15 protein-coding genes are annotated in these 24,617 nt (G+C 70.4%); 8 read left to right on the top strand and 7 right to left on the bottom strand.

The window, feature by feature from the left end; genetic code table 11:
- The first annotated feature begins 125 nt into the window (after window positions 1-125).
- Window positions 126-1,685: an N-acyl-D-amino-acid deacylase family protein gene (locus FQY83_RS05720; RefSeq protein WP_146385941.1), complete on the top strand. Its 1,560-nt coding sequence runs from the start codon at window positions 126-128 to the stop codon at window positions 1,683-1,685.
- Between the two features lie 209 nt (window positions 1,686-1,894).
- Here FQY83_RS05720 and FQY83_RS05715 read toward each other — a convergent pair whose 3' ends face one another.
- Window positions 1,895-3,313 (bottom strand): serine hydrolase domain-containing protein, encoded by a 1,419-nt coding sequence (locus FQY83_RS05715; RefSeq protein WP_158636440.1) that lies wholly within the window; start codon window positions 3,311-3,313, stop codon window positions 1,895-1,897.
- Window positions 3,314-3,498: 185 nt separating this feature from the next.
- On the opposite strand from FQY83_RS05715, the gene FQY83_RS05710 reads away from it, so the two are divergent.
- A complete protein-coding gene (locus tag FQY83_RS05710) occupies window positions 3,499-4,350 on the top strand; it encodes a protein NO VEIN domain-containing protein (RefSeq protein ID WP_202878159.1) in 852 nt (283 codons plus the stop codon).
- Window positions 4,351-4,741: 391 nt separating this feature from the next.
- Here the strand turns inward: FQY83_RS05710 and aceE are convergent, their stop codons facing one another.
- The gene (gene aceE, locus FQY83_RS05705; RefSeq protein ID WP_146385935.1) at window positions 4,742-7,429 is read right to left on the bottom strand and encodes a pyruvate dehydrogenase (acetyl-transferring), homodimeric type; all 2,688 of its coding nucleotides are present in this window, start codon (window positions 7,427-7,429) and stop codon (window positions 4,742-4,744) included.
- A 259-nt stretch (window positions 7,430-7,688) separates the two neighbouring features.
- Between aceE and FQY83_RS05700 the strand changes: the two genes are divergently transcribed.
- Genes FQY83_RS05700 through FQY83_RS05690 form a run of 3 tightly spaced genes read left to right on the top strand, consistent with a single transcriptional unit; the run spans window position 7,689 to window position 10,330 of the window.
- On the top strand, window positions 7,689-9,491 hold the full coding sequence (locus FQY83_RS05700) for a sensor histidine kinase (RefSeq protein ID WP_146385933.1): 1,803 nt from the start codon (window positions 7,689-7,691) through the stop codon (window positions 9,489-9,491).
- Window positions 9,488-9,928, top strand: coding sequence for a response regulator (locus FQY83_RS05695; RefSeq protein WP_146385931.1), 441 nt, complete (start codon window positions 9,488-9,490; stop codon window positions 9,926-9,928). The genes FQY83_RS05700 and FQY83_RS05695 overlap by 4 nt, the downstream gene beginning before the upstream one ends.
- A 6-nt stretch (window positions 9,929-9,934) precedes the next feature.
- The gene (locus tag FQY83_RS05690; RefSeq protein ID WP_146385929.1) at window positions 9,935-10,330 is read left to right on the top strand and encodes a response regulator; all 396 of its coding nucleotides are present in this window, start codon (window positions 9,935-9,937) and stop codon (window positions 10,328-10,330) included.
- Between the two features lie 66 nt (window positions 10,331-10,396).
- Here the strand turns inward: FQY83_RS05690 and FQY83_RS05685 are convergent, their stop codons facing one another.
- The 4 genes from FQY83_RS05685 to FQY83_RS05670 form a co-directional block, all read right to left on the bottom strand.
- Window positions 10,397-12,715 carry an NADP-dependent malic enzyme gene (locus tag FQY83_RS05685; RefSeq protein ID WP_146385927.1) on the bottom strand — a complete coding sequence of 773 codons (2,319 nt, stop codon included), beginning with the start codon at window positions 12,713-12,715 and terminating at the stop codon, window positions 10,397-10,399.
- A gap of 157 nt (window positions 12,716-12,872) precedes the next feature.
- Window positions 12,873-14,156 (bottom strand): alpha/beta fold hydrolase, encoded by a 1,284-nt coding sequence (locus tag FQY83_RS05680; protein WP_146385925.1) that lies wholly within the window; start codon window positions 14,154-14,156, stop codon window positions 12,873-12,875.
- A 20-nt stretch (window positions 14,157-14,176) separates the two neighbouring features.
- Window positions 14,177-17,287 (bottom strand): TonB-dependent receptor plug domain-containing protein, encoded by a 3,111-nt coding sequence (locus FQY83_RS05675; RefSeq protein WP_146385923.1) that lies wholly within the window; start codon window positions 17,285-17,287, stop codon window positions 14,177-14,179.
- A 38-nt stretch (window positions 17,288-17,325) separates the two neighbouring features.
- The gene (locus tag FQY83_RS05670) at window positions 17,326-18,684 is read right to left on the bottom strand and encodes a dicarboxylate/amino acid:cation symporter (RefSeq protein ID WP_146385921.1); all 1,359 of its coding nucleotides are present in this window, start codon (window positions 18,682-18,684) and stop codon (window positions 17,326-17,328) included.
- A 255-nt stretch (window positions 18,685-18,939) separates the two neighbouring features.
- On the opposite strand from FQY83_RS05670, the gene FQY83_RS05665 reads away from it, so the two are divergent.
- On the top strand, window positions 18,940-21,594 hold the full coding sequence (locus tag FQY83_RS05665) for a hybrid sensor histidine kinase/response regulator (protein ID WP_146385920.1): 2,655 nt from the start codon (window positions 18,940-18,942) through the stop codon (window positions 21,592-21,594).
- A 138-nt stretch (window positions 21,595-21,732) separates the two neighbouring features.
- Here the strand turns inward: FQY83_RS05665 and FQY83_RS05660 are convergent, their stop codons facing one another.
- Window positions 21,733-22,371 (bottom strand): response regulator, encoded by a 639-nt coding sequence (locus FQY83_RS05660; protein WP_146385918.1) that lies wholly within the window; start codon window positions 22,369-22,371, stop codon window positions 21,733-21,735.
- Window positions 22,372-22,560: 189 nt separating this feature from the next.
- On the opposite strand from FQY83_RS05660, the gene dgcN reads away from it, so the two are divergent.
- Together dgcN and dgcA are read left to right on the top strand one after the other, a co-directional pair.
- The gene (gene dgcN, locus FQY83_RS05655) at window positions 22,561-23,604 is read left to right on the top strand and encodes an N-acetyltransferase DgcN (protein ID WP_146385916.1); all 1,044 of its coding nucleotides are present in this window, start codon (window positions 22,561-22,563) and stop codon (window positions 23,602-23,604) included.
- Complete coding sequence (dgcA, locus tag FQY83_RS05650) at window positions 23,598-24,611, top strand: N-acetyl-D-Glu racemase DgcA (RefSeq protein WP_238333417.1); 1,014 nt, start codon at window positions 23,598-23,600, stop codon at window positions 24,609-24,611. The genes dgcN and dgcA overlap by 7 nt, the downstream gene beginning before the upstream one ends.
- The last annotated feature ends 6 nt before the right edge of the window (window positions 24,612-24,617 follow it).

Below are 24,617 nucleotides of genomic sequence, written 5' to 3'. Positions count from 1 at the left end.
TGCCGCGGGCTTCGGAGAATGGATCCGGAGAGATCCACATGCTTGCCGCGCACGCCGCGCGTCCACTGGCGACACGCGGCGACGGCTTCCATACTGCGGACCGACGCGATGACGGGAGTTCCTGCATGCACTGGTCACGACGCGAGTTCCTGGCCGCGATCGCCGCGGGCACGGCATCGGCCTGCCTGCCTTCCGGCGCACGCGCCAGCTCCACGACCGCACTGCTGATCCGCGACGTGCGCCTGGTCGACGGCACCGGCGCGCCCGCGCGCACGGCCGATCTGCTGGTGCGCGGCGACCGCATCGAACGCATCGGCCGCATCGTGGCCCGTTCGGCGCGCGGCGCGCGCATCGTCGAAGGCGGCGGCCGCGTGCTGGCGCCCGGCTTCATCGACCTGCATGCGCACGGCAACCCGCTCGAACAGTCCTACGCCAGCCACCTCGCGATGGGCGCGACCACCATCGTGCTGGGGCAGGACGGCGGCAGCCCGTCGGCCGGCGAAGATGCCACCGCAGGCCTGCCCGCCTGGTTCGAAGCGATGTCACGCGCGACGCCCGACATCAACGTCGCCACCACCTCCGGCCACGGCACGCTGCGCCGCCTCGCGGGCATCGACGACGGCACCCGCCAACCCTCCGCCGCGCAGATGGCGCGACTGGTCGAACTGCTGGAAGCCGACCTCGCCGCCGGCGCGTTCGGCCTGTCCACCGGGCTCGAATACGTGCCCGGCCGCTACGCCGCGACCGCCGAACTCGCCGCGCTCGGCCGCGTGGTCGCGCGTCACGACGGCGTCGCCATGAGCCACATGCGTTCGGAAGACGACGACCGCGTCGAGGACGCGATCCGCGAGCACATCGAAGCCAGCCGGCCCGCGCGCACCCACGTCTCCCACCTCAAGGTTGTCTACGGCAAGGGCGAGGACCGCGCCGAGCGCCTGCTCGCCGAACTGCGGCGACAGCGCGACGCCGGCGTGCCGCTGACCGCGGACATGTATCCCTACGCCGCCAGCTACACCGGCATCGCCATCCTGTTCCCGGAATGGGCGCTGCCACCGACCGACTACGCGCAGGTGCTCGCCGCCCGCCGCGCCGAACTGCGCGACGCCCTCGAATGGCGCATGACCCGTCGCGGCGGCCCCGAGGCCCTGCTGTTCGGCAGCGGACCCCATGCCGGCAAGACCCTCGCCCAGGTCGCGGAAGCCGCCGGAGAGGCGTATCCCGACGTGCTGCTCTCGCTCGGCCCCCGCGGCGGCAGCGCCGCCCACTTCGTGATGGACGAAGCGCTGCAGGCGCGACTGATGCAGGACCCGTTCGTGGCCATCGCCACCGACGGCTCACCCACCACCCGCCATCCGCGCGGCCACGGCACCTTCGCGAAATGGATCGAGGAATTCGTCGTGCGCGACCGGCGCGTATCGATCGAGGAAGCCGTGCGCAAGGCCACCGGCCTGCCCGCCTCGATCCTCGGCCTGACCGACCGCGGCATCCTGCGCGAAGGCGCGAAGGCCGACCTCGTGCTGTTCGACCCGGCGCGGGTACGGGCGCGGGCCGACTACGTCGATCCGTTCCGACGCGCGGAAGGGTTCGACCTGGTGGTGGTCAATGGCGTACCTGCCTACGAGGACGGCGAGCGGACCGGCATTGCCGGCCGGCTGTTGCGACATCACGCGCCCCCCGGGAAGTGAACCCGACCCGTCCTCGCTGACGGAAGAAGTCGACCTTGCCCCCTGCTCTCCGCCATCGACGCCAACCCTGATTGGAAATCAAGAACACCTGACAGGATGTCATCCCGAGCGCAGCGAGGGACCCTGCTTGTCGCCCGAACCTGACGCGCGAACGCAGATCCCCCGCTGCGCCCGGGATGACAGGGTCCATGTTGTCGGGTGCTTGGAAGTCAGGTTCCCGGCTTTACCGGCAACGGCATCCGCAACAGGTAGTAGCCGACAAGGCGATCCGCAGCAGGCGGATCGACATTCGCCAGCCCCACCACCACCACGCCCAGGTCCGGATAGACGCGCAGATCACCGTTCATGCCGGGCGCGCCGCCGGCATGGCCGAACATGCGCACGCCCTCCTGCTCGCGCGCCATGAATCCGTAGCCGTACCACGGCGTCTGGTTGCGCGTGGCCTCGGCCAGCAGCTCCGGCGACAGCAGCTTGCCCGCGAGCAATGCACGCGCGAACTTCAGCAGGTCGCCGGCGGTGCTGTAGCCGCCGCCGGCCGCCGTGCCGCGGTAAGGCAGGGTGTCGGCGGCGTCGATCCACGCGCCCTCCTTGCGCATGTACGCGACCGCGCGGCCCGGAACCGCCACGTCCTCGGGCAATGAGCCGCTGTCGTGCATGCCGGCGGGCGCGAACACGTGCGCGTCGACGTAGTCGTAGTAGGACTGTCCGCTCACGCGCTCGATGATCGCGCCGAGCAGCAGGAAGCCGTAGTTCGAATAGCGCTGCTCGGTGCCCGGCGGATGCGTCGGGCCGCGCGCGCCGAACAGGCGGACGTAGTCGTCGTGCGTCTTCAGCGACAGCCGCTGCGCGTCGAACTCGGGGCCGAAGAAATCGCCGGTACCGCCCGAGTGCGTCAACATCTGCCGGATCGTCGCCTTCGCAACCTCCGCGTTCGGATAACCGAACAGGTACTGGCCGACCGTCCCGTCCAGCGACAACTTGCCGGCCTGCACCAGCTGCAGCGTGGCGACGGCGGTGAACATCTTGTTCATCGAGCCCAGGCGGAACTTCGTGTCCAGCGCGACCGGCGTACCGGCCGCACGGTCGGCCTGGCCCCACGCGCGCTGCAGCAGCACCTCGTCGCCACGCGCGACCAGCAGCACGCCCGAGAATGCGTCCTTCGCCGCCTGTTCGTCGGCCTTCGCCATGAGTGCTTCGATGGCCCCGCCCGCGCTCATGCGCGACACGCGCAGGTCTTCCGGCGGATCGATCGGTCGGATGCCAAAGCGCACAGGTTCCCCGGACTTCACGATCATCTCCATGCGAACGACCGTGTCCGATTCCAGCTCCTGCAGCAGCGCCTGCGCCGTGCCCGGCTCCGAGGGCTCGTGCCGTACCAGCCGGAGCCCGCCGGTTTCCACGTGGAGCTCGAGCATCCGGTCCACGTCCATGTCCGGCTTCCAGCGGTCGCGGAAGGCTTCCAGCGGTTTTCGCTCACCGGAGTTGAAGGCCGAAAGCCAGGCGTCCAGCGCCTGCCGGGACGGGTCATCGGCTGGCGTGGCGGCATCGGCTGCCGGCTTCGGCGCGGATTGCGCGACGGCCAGCAGCGGCAGGCAGCACAGGAGGAACAGGACGATCGATCGGGTCATGGCGGCAGGCTCGCGAGGTCGCTGGTCCCAGGAAGATGCGGGCGATGCGAGATCGGTTGCAGCCACGGGCAAGGGATCGTTCCATGGCCGGGCAGGCAACGGGGCTTTGGCCAGCCCTTTCCCACCACTGTTCAACACAACCCGAAGCCCGATACCCTGGCACGACCAAACGGTGGGGACGGTACGTGGCGACGGGTGAAGACTGGTCTCGCGTGGAGGTAGAGGCATGCGTAGCCGACTACCTGCAGATGCTGGAGCTTGAGCTCAACGGCCAGCAGTTCAACAAGTCCGCGCGGATCCGCGCGCTGATGCAGCTACTCGATGGACGCAGCAAGGCCTCGGTCGAGTACAAGTTCCGCAACATCAGCGCGGTGATGCAGGCGTTGCAGTGGCCCACGGTCGGTGGCTACAAGGCGCTGGAGAATTACCAGTTGCTGCTGCTGGAGGTGCTGGAAACGCAGCTAAGGAATAGGCCAGCGCTGCAAGCCGCGGCGGAACACGCGGTGACGCGACCGGCAGCCGTCGCCGAGGCCGTGATCGATGCCCAGGCCTGGGTACCGAAACCCAAACCCCAAGGGCTGAGGGAAGCGCCGCCACAGTATGCCTCGCGCTTCTCCCCGGCACGCCGCGACTACCTCGCCCGCGAATCGCACAACCGCTCACTCGGCAAGGCGGGCGAACTGTTCGTGATGGAACTGGAGGCACAGCGACTGCATGCGGCCGGCCGCAAGGCGCTGGCCGACCGCATCGAGCAGGTGTCTGAAACACAGGGCGATGGCCTCGGCTTCGACGTGCTGTCGTTCGAGACCAGCGGCCGCGAGCGGCTGATCGAGGTCAAGACCACTGCCTTCGGCGAACTCACACCCTTCTTCGTATCCCGCAACGAACTCGCTCGCTCCAACGCCGACGCTGAGCGTTACCAGCTCTATCGCGTCTTCGACTTCCGCAAGCGCCCGCGCGTATTCAACTTGCCCGGGGCCATCGAAGCCCATTGCCAGCTGGATGCGACGACGTTCCTCGCACAGTTGGCGGGATAGGCGTCGCCCCAGGAGCGGCGATGCCGCCGGAAAATGAACCTGATCCCTTTTGCGGACCAGAAAGCCTGTCATTTCGACCGCAGGGAGAAATCTTCTTTCCGTGCGCCGGATGGGAGATTTCTCCCTGCGGTCGAAATGACACGGGTAGGGGACACGGGTAGGGACACGAACGTAGGCACAGACGAAGACACGGACGGCAGGAATGCGCTGAACGCATCAGCCGCCGGTGTCGGTGGCGGTGATCCGTCCTGGACCGGGTCGCCGACCACAGGGCGTTCACCACTCGAACAAGCGACGAATCAGGAAGCAAGCGACCTTTCGGCCGCCTTCTCTCCCCGCCTTCGGCACCCTCTCCCGCTGGCGGGAGAAGGGGCATCCGGGCCTCGATGCATCAGGCGCCCAGCGGGTTCGGCTTCTCCTGATCCAGCTTGTAAAGCTTGATCGCCCGCGCCGCATCCTTCGCCGTCATCTTCCCGTCCTTCGCCAGCGCATCGATCGCCGCATGCGCGATGTAGTAGCGGTCCACCTCGAAATGCCGGCGCAGGTTGGCGCGGGTGTCGCTGCGGCCGAAGCCGTCGGTGCCGAGCACGGTGTAGGTGGCCGGGATGAAGGCGCGGATCTGGTCGGTGAAGTTGCGGACGTAGTCGGTCGCGGCGATCACCGGGCCCTGGCGGCCTTCGAGGCACTGGGTGACGTAGGCCTTGCGCGGCCTGGATTCGGGATGCAGGCGGTTCCAGCGTTCGACGTCGTAGCCGTCGCGGCGCAGTTCGGTGAAGCTGGGGCAGGACCAGATGTCGGCGGTGACGCCGAAGTCCTTGTCCAGCAGCTCTGCCGCCGCGATGGCCTCGCGCAGGATGGTGCCGCTGCCGAGCAGCTGCACGCGCAGCTCGCCCTTCTTCGCCTTGCCGGCGTCCTTGAGCAGGTACATGCCCTTGATGACGCCCTCGGCCGCGCCTTCGGGCAGGTCCGGGTGCGGGTAGTTCTCGTTCATCAGGGTCAGGTAGTAGTACTCGTCCTCCTGCTCCTCGATCATGCGCTTCATGCCGTGCTGCAGGATCACCGCGACCTCGCCGGCGAAGGTCGGGTCGTAGCTGCGGCAGTTGGGAATGGCGCCCGAGAGCAGGTGCGAATGGCCGTCCTCGTGCTGCAGGCCTTCGCCGTTGAGCGTGGTGCGGCCGGCGGTGCCGCCGAGCAGGAAGCCGCGCGCGCGCATGTCGGCGGCCTGCCACGCGGCGTCGCCGACGCGCTGGAAGCCGAACATCGAGTAGTAGATGTAGAACGGCAGCAGCTGCAGGTTGTTGGTGCTGTAGCTGGTGGCCGCGGCCATCCACGAGGCGAAGGCGCCGGCCTCGGTGATGCCTTCCTGCAGCACCTGGCCGGTGGAGTCCTCGCGGTAGTACATCAGCTGGTCGCGGTCGACCGGCTTGTACTTCTGGCCTTCGGGGGCGTAGATGCCGATCTGGCGGAACAGACCCTCCATGCCGAAGGTGCGGGCCTCGTCGCAGACGATCGGCACGGCGCGCGGGCCGACCTGCTTGTCGCGCAGGATGATGTTGAGCGACTGCACGAAGGCCATCGTGGTCGACATCTCGCGCTCGCCGGTGCTCTTGAGCAGGCGGTCGAAGGCTTCGAGCTTCGGGGTGGCGATCTTCTCGTCGGCCTTGCGCCGGCGCTGCGGCAGGAAGCCGCCCAGCGCGTTGCGGCGCTCGAGCAGGTACTGCACTTCCTCGGACTTCTCGCCGGGGTGGTAGAACGGGATGTTGCCGTCCTTGAGCTGGTCGTCGTCGACCGGGATCTTGAAGCGGTCGCGGAAGGCGCGCACCGCGTCGTCGTCGAGCTTCTTGGTGTTGTGGGTGGGGTTGAGCGCCTCGCCGGCGCTGCCCAGGCCGTAGCCCTTCACCGTCTTGGCGAGGATGACGGTGGGCTGGCCGGTGGTCTTCATCGCCGCGTCGTAGGCGGCGTAGACCTTGTGCGGGTCGTGGCCGCCGCGGTTGAGGCGCCAGATGTCGTCGTCGGAGAGGCTGGCGACCATCGCCAGCGTCTCCGGCGTCTTGCCGAAGAAGTTCTCGCGGGTGTAGGCGCCGCCGAAGGCCTTGCAGTTCTGGTATTCGCCGTCGACGGTTTCCATCATCACCTTCTTGAGCAGGCCCTGGTGGTCCTTGGCCAGCAGCGGGTCCCAGTAGCTGCCCCAGATGGTCTTGACGACGTTCCAGCCGGCGCCGCGGAACTGGCTCTCCAGCTCCTGGATGATCTTGCCGTTGCCGCGCACCGGGCCGTCGAGGCGCTGCAGGTTGCAGTTGATGACGAAGACGAGATTGTCCAGGCCCTCGCGGCCGGCGATCGACAGCGCGCCCAGGCTCTCGGGCTCGTCGGTCTCGCCGTCGCCCATGAAGCACCAGACCTTGCGGTCGGACTTGGGCATCAGGCCGCGATGTTCGAGGTATTTCCAGTTGCGCGCCTGGTAGATCGCGGCGATGGGGCCGAGGCCCATCGACACCGTCGGCACCTGCCAGAAGTCGGGCATCAGCCAGGGGTGCGGATAGGAGGAGATGCCGCGGCCGTCGACCTCCATGCGGAAGTGGTCGATCTGCGATTCGCTGATGCGGCCCTCGAGGAAGGCGCGGGCGTAGATGCCCGGCGAGCTGTGGCCCTGCGGGGCGATCAGGTCGCCCGGGTGGTCGGCGCTCGGGGCGCGGAAGAAGTGGTTGAAGCCGACGTCGTAGAGCGTGGCCGAGCTGGCGAAGCTGGCGATGTGGCCGCCGAGGTCGCCGGGCTTGCGGTTGGCGCGCACCACCATCGCCATCGCGTTCCAGCGGATGATCGAGCGGATCTTCCACTCCAGGGTCTGGTCGCCGGGGATCTTCGGCTCCAGGTGGGGCGGGATGGTGTTGATGTACTCGGTGGTCGGGGCGAACGGCAGGTGGGCGCCGGCGCGGCGGGTCAGTTCGACCATGTCCTCCAGCAGCTGGTGCGCGCGCTCCGGCCCTCCGTGGTCGATGACCGCCTTCAGCGATTCGATCCACTCCCGGGTCTCGGTGGGGTTGGGGTCGTTCTGCAGCACGTCGTTCAGCCAGTTCATCGCCTTGCTCCGCTCGCGGCCCGCCGGCCGCGCTGTTCGTGGGGGTTTTAGAGTCCGGATTCTAGCAGCGGGCTCGTCCGGCGAGGCCGCAACGCAGCGTTGTCCGCCGGGACATCCGCACTGCCTTCGCGCTGCGTGCACGGATCGGTGTCAAGATGGGCGACCGCTGGACCGGGGGGCGGCGGTCGGCTGCCGGCAGGTCCGCGGCCCGGTCCGCCCGCCCGGACCGCGACCGTCCATCCGCCAACCGCACCGCCCGATGTCATCTTCCGCCCTGCCGCAACCGCTGTCGAACTGGCGCCTGCCCGCGCTCGGGCTCGCGATCGCATTGATCGTGGTGACGCCGTTCCTGCTGCTGCGCGGCGCGGCGCAGGACAACGACGCGGCGCAGGAGATGGTTGCGCACAGCTATCGGGTGGAGGCGCGCGTGCACGCACTGGCGTCCGACATGCGCAACCTGGAAGCGGGGGCGCTGTCGCTGGCGGCCGGCGTGGACAACCCGGCGCTGCGCGCGCGCGTGGGCGAGAGCCGCGCCCGGCTCCTGCCCACGCTGCAGGAACTCCAGCACCTGACGCGGGACCATCCGGACCAGCAACGGCGCATCGACGCGCTGCAATCCAACATCGTGTTGCGCAAGGCCCGGGCCGACAGCATCATCGACTCGGACACGGTCGTGACCGCCGCAGAGATCGACGCGATGGTGGCGCGCTACCCGATCCACGAGCTGATCACCGCGATCATCGGCGAGGAACAGCGCCTGCTGGCAATCCGCCAGGCAAGGGCCGAGCGCGTGGAGCGGCGCACCCGGATCGGCGCCTGGACGGCGATGTTCGCCCAGCTGCTGCTGCTCGGCGGACTGTTCGCGTACTCGACGCGCCAGGTGTCGCACCGCTTGCGCGCGGAGCACGACGCGCTGCGCGCCAGCGCGCGCGCCAGCGTGGTGCTCGACACCGTGCGCGAACCGATCGTGCTCGCCGACCACGACCTGCGCGTGGTGATGCACAACGCCGCCTTCGCCGAACTCTACGGCGTGTCGGGCGACGCGCGCGGCCAGCGGCTCGCGGACATCGGCGGCGGCGCCTGGCGCGACGAGCGCACCCTGCGGCGCCTGGGCGACGTGCTCGCGCGCGGCCGCGAGCTGTGGGACCACGAGCAGGTCCAGCGCACCGCCGACGAGGTCGAGCGCACCATGCTGATCAACGCCCGTCCGATGCCCCTGCCCGACCGGGACGACGCCGTGGCCCTGATCACCGCCAGCGACGTCAGCGTGCAGAAGGCCAGCGACCGCCAGATCCGCGAGCTCAACCGCCAGCTGGAGGGCAAGGTCGAGCAGGTCTCGGACGTGAACCGCGAGCTGGAGGCCTTCAGCTATTCGGTCTCGCACGACCTGCGCGCGCCGCTGCGCCACATCGCCGGCTTCGGCGACAAGCTCGAGCGCCACCTGGGCGAGGGCATCGACGACAAGTCGAAGCACTACCTCGAGGTGATGGTGTCGTCGGCCAGGCGCATGTCGGCGCTGATCGACGACCTGCTGGTGTACTCGCGCCTGGGCCGCAGCGCGCTGCGCCTGCAGACGGTGGACATGCAGTCGCTGGTCGACGAGACGCGCGCGATGCTGGATTCGAACAACACCACCGAGGCCCCGGGCCATGCGATCGAATGGCGCGTCGCGCCGCTGCCGGTGGTGGCGGGCGACGAGAACATGCTGCGCCAGGTGTGGCTGAACCTGCTCGGCAACGCGGTCAAGTACAGCCGCGGCAGCGAGCCTGCGCGGATCGAGGTCGCCTGCCAGCGCACCGACGACGGGCACCACTTCCAGGTGCGCGACAATGGCGCCGGCTTCGACATGCGCTATGCCGGCAAGCTGTTCGGCGTGTTCCAGCGCCTGCACGCGGCCAGCGAGTTCCCGGGCACCGGGATCGGGCTGGCCAGCGTGCGCCGGGTGCTGGCGCGCCACGGCGGCCGCATCTGGGCCGAGGCAGAACCCGGCGCCGGCGCCACCTTCCACTTCACCCTGCCCGTCATGGGCGACATGCCTGGACCGAACGAGAGCTCGACATGACCGAACTGCGCACCATCCTGCTGGCCGAAGACAGTCCGCACGACGCCGAGATGGCGATCGACGCCCTGCGCGACGCCCACCTGGCCAACCCCATCGTCCACGTCGAGGACGGCGTCGAGGCGCTGGACTACCTGCTGCGCCGCGGCAGGTTCGCCGACCGTGGCGAGGGCGATCCGGCGGTCCTGCTGCTCGACATCAAGATGCCGCGCATGGATGGCCTGGAAGTGCTGACCGAGCTGCGCAAGGAGGATCGCTTCAAGGCGCTGCCGATCGTGATCCTGTCGTCCTCGCGCGAGGAAAGCGACCTCGCGCGCAGCTGGGACCTGGGCGTGAACGCCTACGTGGTCAAGCCGGTGGACGTGGACCAGTTCTTCGACGCGGTGCGCACGCTCGGACGGTTCTGGGCGGTGCTCAACGAAGCGCCGCACAAGGACTGAGCGCGCATGCCCACGCAGGCCGGCGCGGACGGCGCGCCCACGCGGGACGCGTGGCGCGTGCTGCTGGTCGACGATTCGCGCGACGACGCCGAACTGGCCGAGTTCGCGCTGCGCAAGGGCAGCCTGGCGGTCGAATGCCGGCGGGTGTCGACCGCCGACGGGCTGCGCGCGGCGCTGGACGCGTTCGCGCCGCAGGCGGTGGTGTCGGACGTCAACCTGCCGGGATTCTCCGGCGCCGAGGCGCTGGCGCTGGTGCGCGCGCATGATCCGGCGCTGCCCTTCGTGTTCCTGACCGGCGCACTGATGGCGCCGGTCGACGAGCCGCCCGCGGCCGATGGACTGCTGCTCAAGGACGAGCTGGACGAGTTGCCGGCCCTGCTGCGCCGGCTGCTGGCAAGGTGATCTGCCGGGAAAATCCCGAACTGTCCACCCGACCCATGGGCCTCGCCCCGCGGCCGCGCGCCAGCCTCAGCCCCGCCGCTCCGCCTCCATCTGCCTGCGGATCTGCGCCTCGACCGCGGCGATCGCGGTCATGTTGACCACGCGCCGCGGCGTCGAGGTCTGGGTCAGCACGTGCGCCGGCTTGTTGATGCCCATCAAAATCGGCCCCAGCGCGACGCCGTTGGTCATCACACGGATCATGTTGTAGGTGATGTTGGCCGCGTCCAGGTTCGGCATCACGAACAGGTTGGCGCGGCCTTCCATCGTGGTGCTGGGGAAGATCCGCCGGCGCAGGCTGTCGTCCCAGGCGGTGTCGCCCTGCATCTCGCCGTCGACCTCCAGCTTCGGCGCGCGCCTGGCCAGGATCTCGCGCACCTGGCGCATCTTGCGCGCGCTCGGGTCGTCGTGGCTGCCGAAGTTGGAGTGCGACATCAGCGCGATCTTCGGCTCGATGCCGAACAGCTTGAGCCGGTAGGCGGCCTGGATGGTGCTCTCGGCGATCTGCTCGGGCGTCGGGTCCGGCTGCACGTGGGTATCGACGAAGAACCACAGGCCGCGGTCGTTGACCACGCCGGTCATCGCCGAGGTGCTCTGCACGCCCGGGTCGAGCGGGAACACGCTGCGGATGTAGCCGAGCTTCTTGTGGAAGCGGCCGACCAGTCCAGTGATCATCGCGTCGGCCTCGCCGCGGTCGACCATGATCGCGGCGATCAGGGTGGTGCGCGAGCGCAGCAGCGCCTTGGCCGCGTCGGGCGTCACGCCGCGGCGCTCGGTCAGCGCATGGTAGTGGCGCCAGTAGTCGTTGAAGCGCGGGTCGTCGTTGACGTTGGTGACCTCGAAATCCTCGCCCATGCGCAGGCGCAGGCCCAGCCGCTGGATGCGCATCTCGATCACGTCCGGGCGGCCGATCAGGATCGGGAAGGCCAGGCCCTCGTCGACGATCGTCTGCACCGCGCGCAGCACGGTCTCCTCCTCGCCCTCGGCGTAGACCACGCGCTGGCGGTCGGCCTTGGCGCGGTCGTACACCGGCTTCATCACCAGGCCCGTGCGGTAGATGAACTGGCCCAGCTTCTCGCGGTAGGCGGCCATGTCCTCGATCGGCCGCGTCGCCACGCCCGAGTCCATCGCCGCCTGCGCCACGCACGGCGACAGCTGGGTCAGCAGCCGCGGGTCGAACGGGCGCGGGATGATGTACTCCGGGCCGAAGCTCGGGATCTCCTCGCCGTAGGCCGCGCCCAGGTCGCTGGCCTCGCTCTTGGCCAGCGCCGCGATCGCCTTCACGCAGGCCAGCTTCATCGCCTCGTTGATCCCGGTCGCGCCCACGTCCAGCGCGCCGCGGAAGATGTACGGAAAGCAGACCGCGTTGTTGACCTGGTTGGGATAGTCCGAGCGCCCGGTGGCGATGATCACGTCCGGGCGCACCGCCTTCGCCTCCTCCGGCAGGATCTCCGGGTAGGGGTTGGCCAGGGCGAGGATGATCGGCCTGTCGGCCATCGTCGCGACCATCTCCGGCTTGAGGATGCCGCCGGCCGACAGGCCGAGGAAGATGTCGGCGCCGGCGACGATCTCGGCCAGCGTGCGCTGGTCGGTGTCGCGCGCGTAGCGGCGCTTGGCCTCGTCCAGGTCATCGCGCCCGGTGTGGATCACGCCGCCGCGGTCGAAAGCCGTGATGTGCTCGGGCTTGAGCCCCAACGCCACCAGCATGTCCAGGCAGGCGATGCCGGCCGCGCCCGCGCCGGTGGTGGCCACGCGCACCTGCGCGATGTCCTTGCCGGCGATCTCCAGCGCGTTGACCACCGCCGCGCCGACGATGATCGCCGTGCCGTGCTGGTCGTCGTGGAACACCGGGATGTTGAGCCGCTCGCGCAGCTTGCGCTCGACGATGAAGCACTCCGGCGCCTTGATGTCCTCAAGGTTGATGCCGCCGAAGGTCGGCTCCAGCGAGGCGATGATGTCGACCAGCTTGTCCGGGTCGCGCTCGTCGATCTCGATGTCGAACACGTCGATTCCGGCGAACTTCTGGAACAGCACGCCCTTGCCTTCCATCACCGGCTTGCCCGCCAGCGGGCCGATGTCGCCCAGGCCCAGCACCGCGGTGCCGTTGGAAATCACCGCCACCAGGTTGCCGCGCGCGGTGTACTCGCTGGCCTTGCTCGGGTCGGCCGCGATCTCCTCGCAGGCATAGGCCACCCCCGGCGAGTACGCCAGCGCCAGATCGCGCTGGGTCAGCATCGGCTTGGTCGCGACGACCTTGATCTTGCCCTTGGGCGCAAGGCGGTGGTAGTCGAGCGCGGCCTGGCGGAATTCCTGCGCGCTTTCGGTGCTGTTGGACGACTCGTCGGACATCATGGGCTGGCCGTGTGCGGAACGTGGATTCTAGCCGTTCGCCGCGGCGCGGGCCTTGCACGCGCGTTGCGGCGGCGCGGCAACCTCGTACTAGCGCAGCGCGCCGGCCTGTGAGCGCTATCCCGGCGTGCCATGGTCCCGGCCGCGGCCGCGCCGCTCACGGCGGCAGGAAGCGGCAGTCCGCCGGGTCCCCGGGCGCGGCCGCGCAGGTCGCCTGGAGCGCCGCCGCATCCGGGCGCAGGCCGGTGTCCAGCCACGCCTCCAGCGCGCGCAATGCGCCGCGGTAGGTCGCATCGCGCAGCCGGCTGTGCTCGTGCTCGTCGGTCTTCGCCTGCGCCAGCAGGTGGCCGCGGCCGGCGGCCTCGACCGTGGCCCGGTACGCGGCCAGCGCCTGCGACGACACCACGGGGTCGTGCGCGGCGTGGATCGCCAGCGTCGGCAGCACGATCAGGCCGGACAGGTCGGCGTCGTAGGCCAGCGTCGCGACTGCGTCGGGATCGGCGGCGAAACGCTCGATGCCGGCGTTGAGCGCCTCGTCGTCGCGCGAGCCGCGGTAGACGGTGCCGGTGTTGTCGAAGGGATTGCGGTCGTGCAGGCGCCTGTGCACGAGGTCGCGGAAGTGGAAGGTGCCCCAGGCCAGGTGGGCGACCAGCTGCCGCTCGGCCACGCCGGTCACCGCGAGGATGTCGGCCAGGCGCGCGGCCTGCGCCGGCGTGCGCTTGCCCGGCGCGGTGTCGACGCCGGTGCAGGCGTCGACGCGGCGGCGCAGCTCGCCGCGATCCAGCTTCGATCCGGCCGGCAGCCCCTGCCACAGCGGGTATTGCGGTTCGCCCGGCGCAGGATGGTTGCGGCAGTAGTACTGGTACACCGCGCGCAGGTCGGCGCGGAAGCCGTAGGCGCGGGTGCCGCCGGTGAGCACGCCGTTGGTGGTCAGCACCGCGTCGTAGCTGGCGCGGCCGTCGAGGTCGAGCGCATGCAGTTCGGCCGTCTTCGCCGCGACGTTGCCGCCCCAGGACTGGCCGTGCAGCACGGTGCGTTCGGGCCTGCCCCAGCGTTCGACGAACAGGCGCCGGCTCTCCTCGACGTCGGCGGCGGCGCTGCGCACGCCGTAGCCGCCGCGACGGTAGGTCGAGCCGATCCAGGCGTAGCCGTCGCGCACCATCACCGAGTAGCGGTCGAGGTCCTCGGCCGAATCGCCGTCCTTCGGTGCGCCCAGCCGCGGGCCGCCGTGGGCGTGGACCAGCAATCGCCGGTTCCACTCGCGCGGCATCGCGACCAGCAGCCAGGCGCCGTTGCCGTCGCGCGCAGCGTGGCAGTCGGCGATGTCGGCGACCGAGGCCGGGCAGTCCGTCGGCGCGAACCGGGGCGCGTCGGGCGCAGCGGCCACGGCGGCGCCGGCGAGCATCGCCGCCAGCGCGCCTGCCGTGAAGTTTCGCGTCATGGTCCGCACCACTGCATGCCTCAGAACGAATGGCTGATGTTGACGTACCAGTAGCGTCCCCAGGGCTGGTGCAGCGATCCCCGGTAGCCATTGTCGGCCAGCGAGGGGCCCTCGTCGGTCGCGTCGTTCACGCCGACCCGCACCGCGGTGCCGCCGAGGAAGCGGTACTGCCCATAGAGGTTGGTGACCGTCCGCGAGTCGATGACCCATGGATCGCCCGACGCACCCAGCAGTCCGGGCTGTTCGACCGAACTCATGTAGCGCGTCGACACGCCCGCGCGCCACGGCCCCGAACTCCAGGTGAACGCCGTGTTCACCCGCCATTCCGGGCGCCCGTTCTGGGCGATCAGCTGGCTCGGATCCGGCAGCGGCGTCAGCGGGTCGATGGTGCCGGCCTCGCGCGCCGCATACAGTTCGTTGACGATCGGGCCCGGGTCGCGGGTGAACTCGGTCAGCTTGCTGGCGTTGAGGCGCACGCTGAAGTTGCCGAAGCGGGTGCGCCGCTTCTGCCAGTGCAGGCCGAAGTCGATGCCGGCGGCGGTCTGCGGCTGGAGGTTGACGAACTGGTCGTTGATCGAGATCACCTCGCCAACCGGCGTCAGGCCGCTGCCCTCGAACAGCGCGATGTCCTCGGGCGTCGGATCGGCGCGGTTGACCAGCGGGTTCGATCCGCCCTGGACGCGGTCGAGGTAGTCGACGATCAGCGCGGTCTGCGCGCCAAGCAAGCCGACGATCTGCTCCTGCTCGATGCGCCAGCGGTCGACGGTCAGGGTGAACGTGCCGGCGGACTCGGGCAGGAATGTCGGCTGGAACACCAGGCCGTAGGACACGTTGGTGCTCTCCTCGGGCTCCAGGTCGGGGTTGCCGGCGACCAGCAGCGACGCGCCCGACATGTTCTGCGCGCAGGCGCCCATCGAGTCGATCGCACCGGTGCGCAGCTGCGCCTCGCAGCGCACGTAGTCCACGCCGCCGGCCAGGCGCGCGTACTGCGTGGCGTGGGTCTGCTCGAGGTTGGGCGCGCGGAAGCCTTCGGAGTAGGAGCCGCGCAGGCGCACGCCGTCCACCACGTCCCAGGCCAGCGCGATCTTGGGCTTGGCCACCGAGCCGAAGTCGGAGTAGTGCTCGTAGCGACCCGCCAGCTGCACGTCGAGGCTGCGCACCAGCGGCACGCCCATCTCCGGCGACACCAGCGGCAGCGCGAACTCGATGAAGGCCGAGCCGACCGTGCGCGAGCCGGAGGTGTCCGGGTTCGGGCTGACCGCGGCGACGTTGCTCAGGTTGGTTTCGCCGGTGACCATGTCGGTGAAAGTGTAGGTGCCGTCGAGGTTGGCATCGCGGTCGTCCTTCTGCGTCTCGCGCCGCGCCTCGACGCCGAAGGCCATGCCGACGTCGCCCGCGGGCAGCGCGAACAGATCGCCGCGGTTCATGCGGAAGTCGGCCATGGTCAGCGTGGTGCGCGAGGTGCGCACGAGATCCATGGTGATCACGTCGATCGCCGCCTGCGAACTGGGCGAGCAGTCGCCCCAGCTGGTGGTGGCGGCGCAGCCGCCGCTGAAGGGGTTGTAGGCGTCGGGGTTGGACAGCGCCAGCTGCCGCTGCAGCGCGGTCATGTCGACGTTGGTCGAATGGTCCTCGGCCTCGGCCTCGGAATAGACCAGCGCGGTTTCCCAGTCGAAGCCCTTCCACTGGCCGCGCAGGCCGGCGAGGAAACGCGCCTGGTAGTTCTTCACCTCGACGTCCTGGAAGCCGACGTCGACGTAGCGGTAGTTGCTCAGCAGCACCGGCAGGCCTTCGTCGGGCACGCCGGTCAGGCCGGGCAGGCGGTTGGGATTGGCCGTGCCGTCGGCGAAGGTCACCGGGCCGAACGGGTTCCAGTAGTTGCTGGCCGGGATCCACAGGCTGTTGAGGTTGACCACCGGCGGCTGCGTCGCGTGGCTGGTCGCCTCGTAGTAGCCGGCCTCGCCGAAGAACTCGACGCCGTCGGTCAGCTCGAAGTGGCCGCTCAGGTGCAGGTTCACGCGCTCCACCGAGGGACGCACCGTGGTGCCGTGGCGGGTGTCGTAGCGCAGGTTGCGGTGGGTCGTGTTGTAGTTGGTGTTGCCGGTGCCCAGGCACAGGCCGTCGCCGTAGTCGACCGCGCAGGCGCCGAAGCCCGCGTCCGGCTTCACATGGAACGCGCCGGCGGCATTGGTCACGGCGACGCCGTTGGAGCGGACCACCGGCCGCGAGCCCAGGCTCGTGCGCGCCCAGGGCGCGTGCGAGGAGCGGCCGTCGAGCGCGGCCAGGCCGGCGAAGTCGGGAGAGTCCTCGAACAGCGGGCGCAGGTCGTCGGAGCGGGTGAAGTCCTGGTCCTCGGCCATCAGCGCGGAGCGGTTGACGTAGTTCGCGAACAGCGAGACGTTGCCGCGGTCGAAGTTCCAGCCGGTGAACACGCTGGCCTCGAACTCGTCCATGCCGGTGCCCTCGGCGGTGCCGAAACGCGTGCTGACGCTCAGTCCGTCGAAATCGTTCTGCAGCACGGTGTTGACCACGCCGGCGACCGCGTCGGCGCCGTAGATCGCCGCGGCGCCGTCGAGCAGCACCTCGACCCGGTCCAGCCCCGCCACCGGGATCGAGTTGGAGTTGAAGCTCTGCACCGGCACCGTGCCGGTGTCCGAGGTGCCCTGGCTGGTGGGATGCTGCACCAGCCGGCGGCCGTTGAGCAGGACCAGGGTGTTGCCGACGCCGAGCGAACGCAGGTTCACCGAATTGACGTCACCGCGCGCGGCGTTGCTGGTCTGCGGGTTGTTGGAGGCGTCGAACAGCACGTCGCCCATCTGCGGGATGTCGCGCAGCAGCTCGTCGCCCGAGACCGCGCCCGCGGCGTCGATCTGTTCGGCGTCGAACACCACCACCGGCAGCGCGTCGGTGGTCGGCGCGCCGCGGATGTGGCTGCCGACCACGATGACGTTGTCGAGCGTGGTCGCGGTCTCGTCGGTCGGCGTCGCGGGCACAGCCTCGGACGGCGTCTGCTCGGGCGCCTGCCCGGGCGCGGGCGGCGGCGTCTGCGCCAGCGCGGTCTGGATGGCCGCCGCCAGCAGGGCGACGGCGATGGTGCCCCGGGTCGCCGCGGAACGGTGTGGCTTGTGCATGTCTGGCTCCTCCCTCGAAAGCGTGGTTCGTATCGTTGTCAGTCGGTGTCCAGCGACCTCGGATCGCCCGGCCCCGCGGCCGGATCCGGTGCCGCGGCGATCGGGCTCGGCGGTCCGGACAGCGCGCGCTCGAGCGCGTCGCGGTCGAGCGCGTTCTCCCAGCGCGCGACCACCACCGTGGCCACCGCGTTGCCGATGAAATTGGTGATCGAGCGGCACTCGCTCATGAAGCGGTCGACGCCGAGGATCAGCGCCATGCCCGCGACCGGGACCGTCGGCACCACCGACAGCGTCGCCGCGAGCGTGATGAAGCCGGCGCCGGTCACCCCGGCCGCGCCCTTGGAGCTGAGCATCGCCACCAGCAGCAGCGTGACCTGCTGCCACAGCGTGAGTTCGGTATTGGTCGCCTGCGCGATGAACAGCGCGGCCAGGGTCATGTAGATGTTGGTGCCGTCAAGGTTGAACGAATAGCCGGTGGGTACCACCAGCCCGACCACCGACTTCTGGCAGCCGGCCTGCTCCATCTTCTCCATCAGCGAGGGCAGCGCCGATTCCGACGACGAGGTGCCCAGCACCAGCAGCAGTTCGGCGCGGAGATAGCGGATGAGCCTGAAGATGGAGAAGCCGCACAGCCGCGACACCGCACCCAGGATCACCAGCACGAACAGCAGCGAAGTGACGTAGAAGGTGCCGATCAGCCAGGCCAGGTTGGCCAGCGACTCCACGCCGTAGCGGCCGATGGTGAAGGCGATCGCGCCGAACGCGCCGATCGGCGCCGCCTTCATCAGGATGTGCACCAGCCGGAACACCGGCGCGGTCAGCGCCTCGAGGAAGGCCTGCACCGGCCGGCCGCGCTCGCCGGTCAGCGCCAGCGCCAGCCCGAACAGCACCGCGACGAACAGCACCTGCAGGATGTTGCCGTCGACGAAGGCACCGACCAGCGTGTTCGGGATGACGTCGAGCAGGAAGCCGACCAGGCTCATCTCGTGCGACTTCTGCACGTAGCCCTCGACCGCGGCGCTGTCGAGCGAGGCCGGGTCGATGTTCATGCCCGCACCCGGCTGCACCGCGTGCGCGACGAGCATGCCCACGACCAGCGCCAGCGTCGAGAAGAACAGGAAGTAGACCATCGCCTTGGCGAAGACGCGGCCGACCGTGCGTAGCTGGGTCATGCCGGCGATGCCGGTGACGATGGTCAGGAAGATCACCGGCGCGATGATCATCTTCACCAGCTTGATGAAGCCGTCGCCCAGCGGCTTGAACTGCTCGGCCAGCGCCGGCTGGAAATGGCCCAGCAGCGCGCCGAGCACGATCGCCAGCAGCACCTGCACGTAGAGCTGGCGGTACAGGGGCAGGCGCACCGGGGGGACGGCGTCGTGCTGCGGGATGGCGTGCATCTTGCTGGGGATCCGGTCCGGAACGCGGGCCCCTTTGTACCCGCGCGCATCCGCGGTGCCGATAACGCATTGGTACTAGGGGCTTCCGGACTCGGCGCCGGAAGCCATCGCGCCTGGAGGGAACCTCCACGATTCCCTGATCCGTCATTTCGAACGCAGTGGGAAATCCTGCCCTTCAGGCGCCTGGATTTCTCCCTATGCTCGAAATGACGATTTCTGGAGGTTCCGCGAAGTCGCTCCACTACACTCGCGTCCATGCGACGCGAATGGCGCCTGCGAAGATGGTTGCCCGCCCTGCTCCTCGCCGTGGGCGGCACTGTGCTGTTCGCGACCCTGGGCCACGGCTGGGGCGAGCGCCGCGAGCTGGCGCGGCAGGCGCAGCAGTCGCGGCAACAGCTCGCGCTGCACGCGCGCGCGCTGGAGCAACTGGTCGACCGCTACCGCGCGCTGCCGCAGGTGCTGGCGCTGGACCCGGAACTGCGCGCGGCCGTCTCCGGCCCGGTCGACGCCGCCGTGCGCCAGCGCCTGAACCTGCGGCTGGAGGAAGCCAACCGCACCGCGCAGGCCTCCACGCTCACGCTCATCGACGCCCGCGGCACCGCGGTCGCGGCCAGCAACTGGCGCGAGCCGGGCAGCAACGTCGGCGAGCACTACGGCTTCCGCCCCTACGTGCGGCAGGCGCTGGCCGAGGGCCAGGGGCGGTTCTACGGCATCGGCGTCACCACCGGCGTCCCCGGCTATTTCCTCTCGGAGCTGATCCGCGGCGACGGCGGCGAACCGCTCGGCGTGGTCGTGATCAAGATCCAGCTGTCCGCGCTGGAGCGCGAATGGCTGCGCGTGGACGGCACCGTGCTGGTCAGCGACCGCCACGGCGTGGTCTTCCTCGCCAGCCAGGACGACTGGCGCTACCGCACCCTGCAACCGCTGGGCGAGGACGCGCTGCGGGAACTGGAGGCGACCCGCCAGTACGGCACGCAGCCGCTGCGCCCGATGTCGGTGCAGCGTCCGCGCGCGCCGGACGGCGACACCGCCCTGGTCCGCCCGCTCACGCCGGCGCGCGCCGGCGACTGGCTGTGGATCCGCGCGCCGCTGCCGCGCGAGCAGGACTGGACCCTGCACCTGCTGCGCGATGTCTCCGCGCCAATCGCCCCGGCCGCGCGCCAGGCCGCGACCGCCGCCGCGCTGCTGTGGCTGGCGCTGGTGCTGCTGGTGCTGTTCGTGCAGCAGCGCCAGCGCATCGCGGCGCTGCGCCAGCGCAACCGCGCCGAACTCGAGGCGCTGGTGCAGCAGCACGCGCACGAACTGCGCACCGCGCGCGACGGCGTGATCGAGGCCGCGCAGCTCGCCGACGGCGGCCTCAGCCGCCAGCTCGAACACCTGCCGCAGGGCGTGGTGATCATCGACGCCGAACTGCGGCTGGTGGCGTGGAACCGGCGCTACCTCGAGCTGTTCCGTTTCCCGCCCGGCTTCATCCACGTCGGCCGCCCGATCGAGGATGTCTTCCGTTTCAATGCCGAACGCGGCCTGCTCGGCCCGGGCCCGGTGGAGGATGCGATCCAGCGCCGGCTCGACCACCTGCGCGGCGGCAAGCCGCATGCGCGCGAGAGCGAGAAGCAGGACGGCACCGTGCTCGAGATCCGCGGCACGCCCCTGCCCGACGGCGGCTTCGTCACCAGCTACGCCGACATCACCGGCTACAAGAACACCGCGCGCGAGCTGCGCTCGCTGGCTGACGCGCTGGAGCAGCGCATCGCCGAACGCACCGCCGACCTCGACCAGGCACGGCGCGAGGCCGAACAGGCCAACCGCTACAAGACGCGCTTCGTCGCCGCCGCCGTGCACGACCTGCTGCAGCCACTCAACGCGGCGCGGATGTTCCTGTCGGCGCTGCGCTCGCGCCTGCCCGCGGACGACCGGCGCGAGGTCGCCGACCACGTCGAGGCCGCGCTGAACGCGCAGGACGCGGTGCTGACCAGCCTGCTCGACATCTCGCGGCTGGAGGCCGGCACGCTGCAGGTGGACATCCGCCCGTTCGCGCTGGACCCGCTGCTCGACGCGCTGGCGCGCGAGTTCGGCATCCTCGCCGCATCGCGCGGGCTGGACCTGGCCTACGTGCCCACGCGCCTGGCGGTGCGCAGCGACGAGGCGCTGCTGCGCCGCATCCTGCAGAACTTCCTGTCCAACGCGGTGCGCTACACGCGCCGCGGGCGCATCGTGCTCGGCTGCCGCCGCGACGGCGACCACGTGCGCATCGAGGTCCACGACCAGGGGCCGGGCATTCCCGAGCGCCTGCAGCGCGAGATCTTCGAGGAGTTCCGCCGCCTCGACGACGGCCACGGCGACGATCGCGGCGCCGGGCTGGGGCTGGCGATCGTCGAACGCATCGGCCGGCTGCTCGGCCACCGCATCGGCCTGCGCTCGCAGCCCGGGCAGGGCAGCGCGTTCTGGGTCAGCGTGCCGCTGGCCGACGCGGCGACGATCCCGCCGCCCGCGCCTTCGCCGCCCGCCGAGTCCGCGCCGCAGGACGACAGCCCGTTGCACGGCTGCGTGGCCTGGTGCATCGACGACGATCCGCGCGTGTGCGAGGCCACGCGCACGCTGCTGCAGCGCTGGGGCTGCGTGGTGCCGTTCGCCGGCGGCCCGCAGGGCGCACTGGCGGGCGCCGCGCCGGGGCGCACGCCGCAGATCGTGCTGCTCGACGTACGCATGGGCGAGATCGACGGACCGACGCTGTACGGCGAACTGTGTGCGCGCTGGCGGCAGGAACCGCCGGTGATCCTGGTCACCGCCGAGCGCGAGGAGGCCCTGCAGCGCGACGCCGCCGAACGCGGTTGGGGCTTCCTGTCCAAGCCGGTGCGCGCGCCGGCGCTGCGCGCGCTGATGAGCCAGATGCTGCTTCGCCACCGATAACGGCATCCAACTGGCTGTCATCCCGAACGCAGGGATCTCCGTCCCGCAAATCCGCAATCGGAAAGGGAGATCCCTCACTGCGTTCGGGATGACAATGTTTGCGCCCGGGATGACAGGATCGCTGTCCTCGCACGCCGCTCAGGCGCTGCTTTCCGGCTCCAGCCCCTTCACCAGCACCGCCGCCTGCGTGCGGCTGTAGCAGTCGAGCTTCTTCAGGATCGCGGTGACGTGCACCTTCACCGTGTTCTCTGCCAGCCCCAGCTCGTGCGCGATCTGCTTGTTGAGCAACCCGTCCGCCAGGCACAGCAGCACGCGGAACTGCTGCGGCGTGAGCTGCGCCAGCTTCGCCGCCAGTTCGGCGTCGGCCTCGGAGCGCTCGGCAGCCATCGGCGGGAACCAGCTGCCGCCGTCGAGCACCGCCGCGACCGCTTCGCCGATCGCCTCGGCCGGCGCCGATTTCGGGATGAAGCCCGCGGCGCCGAACTGCTGCGCGCGGCGGATCACGCGCGGATGGTCGTTCGACGAGATCACCACCACCGGCACCTGCGGATGCTCGCCGCGCACGTGCAGCAGCACCGAGAAGCCGCGCGCGCCGGGCATCGTCAGGTCGAGCAGCAACAGGTCGGCCTGCGGATGCGCGAGCAGCGCCTGTCCCAGCGCCGGCGCGCTGGCGCTCTCGACCACGTCGGCCTGCGGCATCGCCGCGCGCAGGGCGTGCAACACGGCGGCGCGGAACAGCGGATGGTCGTCGGCGACCAGGATCACGGGAGAACCCATGGCTGCAGTTTGCCATCGCGGGCCAGCGCCTGCGTCCGGCACCGCGCTAACACCTTCGGGCTAGTGTCGGCCGATGCCATAACCCGGGGTTATGCGTGGCGGGCATCTTTTCAATGGCGGACGAACCCGCCGCGCCAGAAGATGGAACCCTCCCCACGACCCCGCCGCGGGCGACAGGACGCACCCGACATGCCCAGCACTTCCGCCGCCACTGCAGACGCTTCGCACTGGCCACCGCCGTTCCTGCTGTACCTGGGCAATGCGCCGGACGATCTCGCGGCCAAGACCGCGCGCGGACTGGTGCAGTTCCGGCCCGAGTGGTGCGTGGGCCAGTTCCGCGGCCCGGAGTGCAGGACCAGCGTGGACGTGCCGGACATGGACTTCGCCCAGGCCCGCGCCGCCGGCGCCAACACCATGATCGTCGGCGTGGCCAACGCCGGCGGCCGGCTGGGGCCGGACTCGGTGGCGGACATCGTCGCGGCGCTGGAGGCCGGCATGAACGTCGCGTCCGGCCTGCACGAGCGGCTGGGCTCGCATCCGCAGATCGTCGAGGCCGCCCGCCGCAACAATCGCCACCTGTTCGACGCGCGCAATCCGCCGGCCACGCCGGTCGGCAACGGCCTCAGGCGCGCGGGGCGCCGGCTGCTGACCGTCGGCACCGACTGCTCCACCGGCAAGATGTACACCACGCTGGCGCTGGAAACGGAAATGCGCGCGCGCGGCCTGAAGGCCGACTTCCGCGCCACCGGCCAGACCGGCATCTTCATCGCCGGGCGCGGCATTCCGATCGACGCGGTGGTCGCCGACTTCATCTCCGGCGGCATCGAATGGCTCTCGCCCGAGCGCCACGATGGCGGCTGGGACCTGATCGAGGGCCAGGGCTCGCTGTTCCATCCCTCGTACGCCGGCGTGTCGATGGGCCTGCTGCACGGCGCCCAGCCCGATGCGCTGGTGCTGTGCCACGAGCCGAACCGCCCGCACATGCGCGGCCTCGGACACTACCCGGTCCCGGACCTGCGCACCACGCTGGCGGCCAACCTCGCCGCCGCGCAGCTGACCAATCCCGAGGCGATCGCGGTCGGCGTGGCGCTCAACACCTCGAAGCTCGACCCTGCCGACGCCGCGCGCGCCTGCCGCGAGGCCGAGGACCTGCTCGGCCTGCCCGCGCAGGATCCGGTGCGCGACGGCGTGGCGCGGATCGTCGACCGGCTGCTCGAATCCGTGCCGTGCTGAGCCTGGCCCACGCCAGCCACCCGCTGGCCGCGCCGTTCCGCATCTCGCGCGGCGTGCGCACCTCGACCGAGGTGGTGGTGGCGACGATCCGCGGCGGCGGCTTCAGCGGTCGCGGCGAATCGCTGCCCTACGCCCGCTACGGCGAGAGCGTGGAATCGGTGCTCGACGAGGCCTCGGTGTTCGCGCAGGCGATCGCCGACGGGCTCGATCGCCGCCAGCTGCGCGACCTGCTGGCGCCGGGCGCGGCGCGCAACGCGCTCGACTGCGCGCTGTGGGACCTCGAATCGCAGCAGCAGGGCGCGTCGGTCGCGGCGCTGCTGGGCCAGCCCGACGCGCTGCCGCCGCTGGCCAGCGCGCAGACCGTCGGCCTCGACGCGCCCGAGTGCATGGAACAGGCCGCGCGCGCGCTCGCCCATCTCGACCTGGTCAAGCTCAAGGTCGACGCCTCCGACCCGGCCGCGCAGATCCGCGCCGTGCGCAGCGCGTTGCCCGGCGCGCGCCTGATCGTCGATCCCAACGAAAGCTGGACGTTCGAACTGCTGCAGTCGCTGCAGCCGGTGCTGGCCGAAGCCCGCGTCGACCTGGTCGAACAGCCGCTGCCCGCGGGCGAGGACGACGCCCTGCTCGGCTTCGCGTCGGCGGCGCGCCTGTGCGCGGACGAGTCCTGCCACGTCGCCAGCGACCTGCCGCGCCTGCGCGGGCGCTACCAGGTGGTCAACATCAAGCTCGACAAGACCGGCGGCCTCACCGGCGCGCTGGACCTGCTGGACGCGGCGCGCGCGCAGGGCTTCGGCATCATGGTCGGCTGCATGATCAGCTCCTCGCTGTCGATCGCGCCGGCCTGGCACGTCGCGCGGCACGCGGAGTTCGTCGACCTCGACGGCCCGCTGTGGCTGAAGGACGACCATGCCGGCGGCGCGGTCATGCGCGATGGCCTGCTGCAGCCGCCGGCGCCAGCGCTGTGGGGCGGCGGACGGGCGCGCGCGAAGGACGCGCACGCCGCATGAGCGGCC

Origin of the sequence: Luteimonas marina (assembly GCF_007859325.1) — a bacterium.
In the GTDB taxonomy this organism is placed as follows: Bacteria; Pseudomonadota; Gammaproteobacteria; order Xanthomonadales; family Xanthomonadaceae; genus Luteimonas; species Luteimonas marina.
Note: the sequence above shows the minus strand (reverse complement) of the source record. Positions and strands in the feature narration are given on the sequence as shown.